Origin of the sequence: Gluconacetobacter entanii, from assembly GCF_003206495.1 — a bacterium.
GTDB lineage: Bacteria > Pseudomonadota > Alphaproteobacteria > Acetobacterales > Acetobacteraceae > Novacetimonas > Novacetimonas entanii.
On sequence record NZ_NKUF01000079.1, the window covers coordinates 1 to 5,873 of the forward strand.

General features: G+C 43.8%; 4 protein-coding genes and 2 pseudogenes. 3 read left to right on the forward strand and 3 right to left on the reverse strand.

Annotated features, from left to right (window positions below):
* Both CFR72_RS17875 and CFR72_RS15940 read left to right on the forward strand, forming a co-directional pair.
* Positions 1-248, forward strand: a pseudogene (locus CFR72_RS17875) (hypothetical protein); the annotation flags it as partial.
* A pseudogene (locus CFR72_RS15940) lies at positions 167-607 on the forward strand (IMPACT family protein); the annotation flags it as partial. The pseudogenes CFR72_RS17875 and CFR72_RS15940, both read left to right, overlap by 82 nt.
* 47 nt (positions 608-654) lie before the next feature.
* Here CFR72_RS15940 and CFR72_RS17350 read toward each other — a convergent pair.
* From CFR72_RS17350 to CFR72_RS15950, 3 genes are all read right to left on the reverse strand, one after another.
* Complete coding sequence (locus CFR72_RS17350) at positions 655-1,731, reverse strand: hypothetical protein (RefSeq protein WP_146220763.1); 1,077 nt, start codon at positions 1,729-1,731, stop codon at positions 655-657.
* 161 nt (positions 1,732-1,892) lie between these two features.
* Positions 1,893-3,134 (reverse strand): right-handed parallel beta-helix repeat-containing protein, encoded by a 1,242-nt coding sequence (locus CFR72_RS15945; RefSeq protein ID WP_167400431.1) that lies wholly within the window; start codon positions 3,132-3,134, stop codon positions 1,893-1,895.
* Positions 3,135-3,360: 226 nt separating this feature from the next.
* The gene (locus tag CFR72_RS15950; protein WP_110914736.1) at positions 3,361-5,388 is read right to left on the reverse strand and encodes a glycosyltransferase; all 2,028 of its coding nucleotides are present in this window, start codon (positions 5,386-5,388) and stop codon (positions 3,361-3,363) included.
* 194 nt (positions 5,389-5,582) lie between these two features.
* On the opposite strand from CFR72_RS15950, the gene CFR72_RS15955 reads away from it, so the two are divergent.
* Positions 5,583-5,873 (forward strand): tetratricopeptide repeat protein (locus CFR72_RS15955; RefSeq protein ID WP_146220764.1); only part of this gene is annotated, 291 nt, incomplete at its 3' end.

The window sequence follows — 5,873 nt, forward strand, 5'->3', positions numbered from 1 at the left end:
CGTTCATCCGACCAGCGGCGGCGGCGTTCAACGCCAATCAGGATTTCCTGGGTCATTCTTACCTCTCAAATGACGTCAATAACGACGTCGTTAACGACGTCGTTAACGACGGTAAGTTACCAGTCACAATCCTCAATCATAAGGCGGCCTCAAACGGCCGGTTACGGCCTATCGCATCGGGCAGGCCTATCGCAGCGATGATGACGGCGAACCCGGCGGCACGGCGGGGCGGCCCATCCTGCAGGTGATCGAGGGACATGGGTTCGACCATACCGTGGTCGTGGTCACGCGCTGGTTCGGCGGGATCAAGCTCGGTGCCGGTGGGCTGGTCCGTGCCTATGGCGGGACGGCGGCGGAATGCCTGCGCACCGCGCCGTCACGACCCATCGTGCCGATGGTGGGGCTGACCTTCCACTGCGGCTTTTCCGACCACGCCCTGATCCGTGCCCGACTGCTGGCGATGGACGCGACGATTGATGACGAGACATTCGGTGCAGATGGCGTGGACCTGCGCATTACCCTGCCGCAGGCACGTGAGGAGGAGGTCCGCGCGCGTGTTACCGATATCACGCGCGGGCAGGCTATTATCCGGGTGGTAAAGAGCTAAAACATATTCTACCGCTGGATCCCATGTCAGCAGCAGAGGAGCAGGTGTTAAGAATCTCTTTCGCGCAAAATATTCACACGTGGGAAATATATTTCCGCCCCACCACCAGTCTCTACTCGCGTTTCAATATTATCATAATTTTCATTCAATACAAAAGGGATGGAAAGAACTTGAGACCCACTATTGAAAATCTGAAATTGCTTACGACTCAACTCTGTGTTCCCATGATTTGCTGTGACATCCAGTGTAAGATTTACGGGCCTATCATCTTCTTTGTTCGATACATAAATATATGTCGAACATTCATATCTACCAGAATGTAGACTAATATATGGACCCCAAAGTATTATACCCTTGTAGTCTTTTGGTGCGTGAACAAGTGAAAATCTACGCCCATGTTCAATAGTAGAAATCCGAGGATGAGACGTATGAATACTAAAAATTGTATCTTTATCAAAATTTGTCGGAATATTCTCTGACAATATCAGATCTGATTTTTCACGAATGCGGGCAACTCGGTCAGAAATGTTACCAAACGTCCTCAAAACTTGCGAAATAAAAGGACCATTATTGACGTACGAATGATCAGCAAATTCAAATAAAAATTTATCAGAAAATCCGAAATCATCAACATACCGTCGAATAACGCTATGCAACATAAACTGATCTTCTGGAACATCTCGCTCCCACGTCAGAGCGCTATTCATATTTTCTTTAGAAATATTATTATACTCTTTCGTATAATCTTGAACAATTTCCCTACCAAGTGGATGGTTGAAATTAATTGCAAATCCTCCTGAATTAATATTGTAGGGAACTCCGTTTAAATGACCGGAAAATATTCCAGCATAATGATCTTTGTCTGAAAAATAATGGAAAATATCAAAGTTAGGATCGGCTATATAACTGTCTGCATCCATGTAAAGAACCCAGCCTGAAAAATTTTCTCTCAACAAAGACTGCAACATTTCAATTCGGTTATAAGCAGCTTTCCATGGCATATTATTCCTCTTCTCGCCTACGTACTGCTCATAAAAAATTCCGCGACGAAAACAATAATCTCTAACCGTGCGAGAAGCTTGCTGCAACATCTCATAATAAACATTGCTATCAGATGTTTGCATGAACAAAATGGACACTTTTCTCACTCCGATAAGATCGCCTAGGGTGCTCCCCATACAATAGTATTGAACACCCATATATTCAACATAAATTTATCCAATATATAACAATTTACCAGATTTCGAACTGTATCTTATCTTCTCGGACTACTTCACATACCTTATTATGATGGGATATTCGCGATTTTTATAATACTTTTGTCATTAGTCAGGACACCTCCTTTAAGAGAAGAAGTAGTATTGCCGACAATATTTCCAAACTTTGAATTTGATGCATCTATATAATATTTATATTTTCCATATTCGTCGTATATAACGTTCCCATTTACAGAAAAATATCTGGAATTATTTATTTTTATGGCTATTTGAGATTTTTCTATTCCCTTTGGGTTTAATATTGTGTTTCCTGTTATAGAAATGACACTAGAATTATTCAAAACAACATCTTTCCCATCATAGGTCACGCCATCATACGCAGAACTTCCTGTCCCATAAAAACTATTCCCTGATATTGTGCCATTGACTAATGCCTTATCAGAATATCCATCATACTCGACCCCTCTCTTTCCACTATCTCGAAAAGTATTTCCGGAAACCTGCCAATTAACCGGTCCAGAACGTCCTGGATAGGCAAACCATCCCATGTTTATGCCCCAAAGACAGGATTCAAAAATATTGTTAGATATGCTTATACTCTGATTAATATCTTTATCAGATTGACTACCTTCAGGCCCAGCACCAACCCCAAGATTACATTTATACAGTGTGTTCCCTAAAATTTGTCCGCGCGCACCATTGTTGAATGCTATGCAACCATCGCCAGAATTCGCGACGTAATTATCTCGAACAATAAAATATCCGTCGTTTACCTGAATAGTGTCACCAGAAGACTGTTCTATGATATTTTTTTCAATGAACGTGCTATTTGAACCTGTGAGTTCTATAGCGTGACCAGCTTGATTTTTTGTTGTCTCGTATTTCGGTATGTTTATAAATCTATTATTTATAATAGATAGCCCTATAGCCCTCCCCCCAGCGGGCATATAAATGGTCGAACTTCCTGTTAATGGAGCATTAGCATTGTCAAATGTTAAATTTTCAATGATTGTATCTCTAATACCTCCCTGAAGGTTAATTAAATACCGTTTTGATGCTTTCGACTCCGTGATGCTAGCATTCCCGGATCCAGTAATATGCGAGTGACTGGGTATGAAAAGGGAATCTACAACACAGTTGCCATGTATCTCCAATATTTCACCACTTTTCACTAATTCATTTATAACTTTCTGAAGCGAAAGCGTATTATCCGTTTTGCCATCGCATACGAACACAGATGCAGCCGAGCACGCTTCGGTTGACACCATAATCATGCCTAAGCCTGCAAAAAGAAGTCTAAGTTCTTTCATTATCCATGACTTTCCTTTTATCAGCATGCTCTATCCAAACGCGAGATCATCTGAAAAGATTAACCAATCATCTCTTTTATTCTGTAACAATCTTCAGACAAAAAACCGCCCCACATAGAGGCGGTCAAGTTTGTATGCATCAGATCTCGATGCACCTTCAGGAATCTGGAAACTTCTATCAAAAGGCAGTCTCGAAATCGATCTGACTACACATCAGACAGAACCTTCATGATGCAGGGCGTTCCACCATAACGCTGGTGACGGGCAACGTGCGTTGCTTATAATCCTCCAATCCGCCAAGACTTACCGCTTCCAGAAAGTCGATCTTTTCCCGATTGTCACCTTCATTGAAAATAAAGAAGCCAGAAACGCCTATATCTGCACTCTGTTTTTTCCCGGCCTGATATACGCCCGAAGACGCGGAACTACTCCATACCTGACACATGAAAGTACGTTCTTTCTCGGCGGGCGGCAGATCGATAAAGACCCATCTCTGTTTTCCAACTGGCACGAGGATATCGCGTAGCACGCCCCCTAAATTTGTTTCGATATAACAGCACACATCCTGTTTATCATGCTCATGGGGAGGCCCGATCAGATGAATGGCAATACGTCGCGTCCGGGGGGACAGGCGCATAGACAGACCCGTTCCATCCTCCATGATCCGGCTTCCGAATGCCTCAAGCGCGCCCCACCCAGTGCCGTGGCGATAAACCTCAGCTGAGGTCGCACCTGCGCGAAGGGCTGTTTCATCACTTTTCGTCAGGGCATAATATCCCTGCGGCGCAAGAGGGGGCACCCATGCCAGACGCGTGGCTCCCTGCGTCATGCCCAGGACCTTGTTCTGCAGATCCTGCACCACCTGGGACCATGTCCGAAGAACAAAATTTTTCTTGATTTCCTCTTCTTTTGCAGCACGAAATTTCTGATCAAAGATCATTTTTTCCACAGCCTGCAACAGGGCTTTTTGTGAACCGGTCTTGTATAATACAGAAAGACCCATTCCGGCCTGCGGCAAGGATGAGTTATCAGCAGTTATTACAGGCTTCCCATAACGCAGGGACTCAGTAACCGGCAGACCCCACCCTTCATAGAAACTCGGGAAAACCGTAAAAAGGCAGTTTTCATAGAGATTTTTGAGATCTGTATCATTAATGCCCCGGAGAATGATGGCCCGAGACTGCAGATCCGGATTGGAGTTAAGGCAATCTATGGCCTGATCGCCTTTATATCCCTGTGTGCCTGAAATACATACCAGAGTGGGAACCTGCTCCTTACCATGCATCATGATAAGTTTTTTCCAGACTTCAAAAGCACCTATCTGATTTTTTCTGGCCTCAAGCGTTCCAATGCACAATACATAATTCTGTCTGGACAGGTTCCAGTGTGCCAGATTTGTCGTTTTTCCGGAATCAGCTTTCTGGCTGCCAATTTCAGTAGCAGGCGTCACGACTGCTATATGCTCTGAAGGAATATATACTCCCAGTATCCGGGCTGCCGTAATCAAATCCTTCTTCGCGGAATCAGATACAGATATATAGTAATCCGCATGCTGCAATACACTCAGAAGCCATCCGATGAATTTCTTCACATCATCCGGATGACAGTATGCAGGCGCAATAGCGGGGACCACATCATGAACAAAGGGTATATAGCAGATATTATGCTTTTCTTTTGCTTCACGGATATAGATAAAATAATTTTCTATCCCCCATGACGCCCCGATACTGATCAGCACGGCATCGCGGGGAAAAGAAAGAGCGGACTTCCCGGGCGCAAGAGTATGAAGTGCATCTACTTCAGCGCGCCATTCCTCATCATCCGAATCTCCGGCAGCCAAGCTGAGCAAAGCAACGCGCCGGAAGCGTTCCGTCGACACTTCCACCCAATCCTCCAGAAGAGGATCTATACGACACAATATGACATTTACACCAGACAGCGTATCAAAGATATTATTTATGATGCCAATCTGGACACGCTGTATCCCGGTAGGCAAGCGGTTATGCCTGAAAAATATTATCAGATCTGATATGTCGAAATATAAAGCGTTTTTTACATGATTATTATTTGAATATTCACTATTATTGCGACCGAATCCATCCAGGATAGCTTTTAGCGAAGAAATATTTTCCAGAGTTTTTTCTGAAACATCTTTTGACAAAATATTATTTAGCTTTTCCATCTCCTTTTTGACGGCTGTTATGGTCTCAACAAAAGAAATTTTTTCTTCCTTTTCTCGATCTTCATTTCCCATATTTTTTTATTCTCCATTACACTTGCGAGATGCACATTTTTGATCTCTTACTTCTTGCACGGATTCGGAGTTCAATCTACACATATAATAGATGATATCAGGCGTGAAATGTGACGCAAGTCTGATAAATGATTGAATATCGGCATTAGTCGCCCGTTGACTGTTTCAGTCACGGCGAACAGGAACAGTGGGATATGAAGTTCGAATTGAAGATCAAGAAGAGTGGCGGTGTATACGTGACGCCAACGGTTCATCGCATCATCCGTCATGGCAATCATGCTCGTGATGCGGGAAAATGGACCGAGGCCATACGGGAATACAGGCAGGCCCTCCAACTTGATCCTTCATTATACCACATATGGATACAATACGGACACGTCGCCCATTGGTTCTTCCGCATTTTTCGTGATGGGTATCTTGTACTGTGGTTCTGGAACTGGAAAATCCTGAAAGTCGCCCACTTTCATGGATATTCCCCAGTGTCA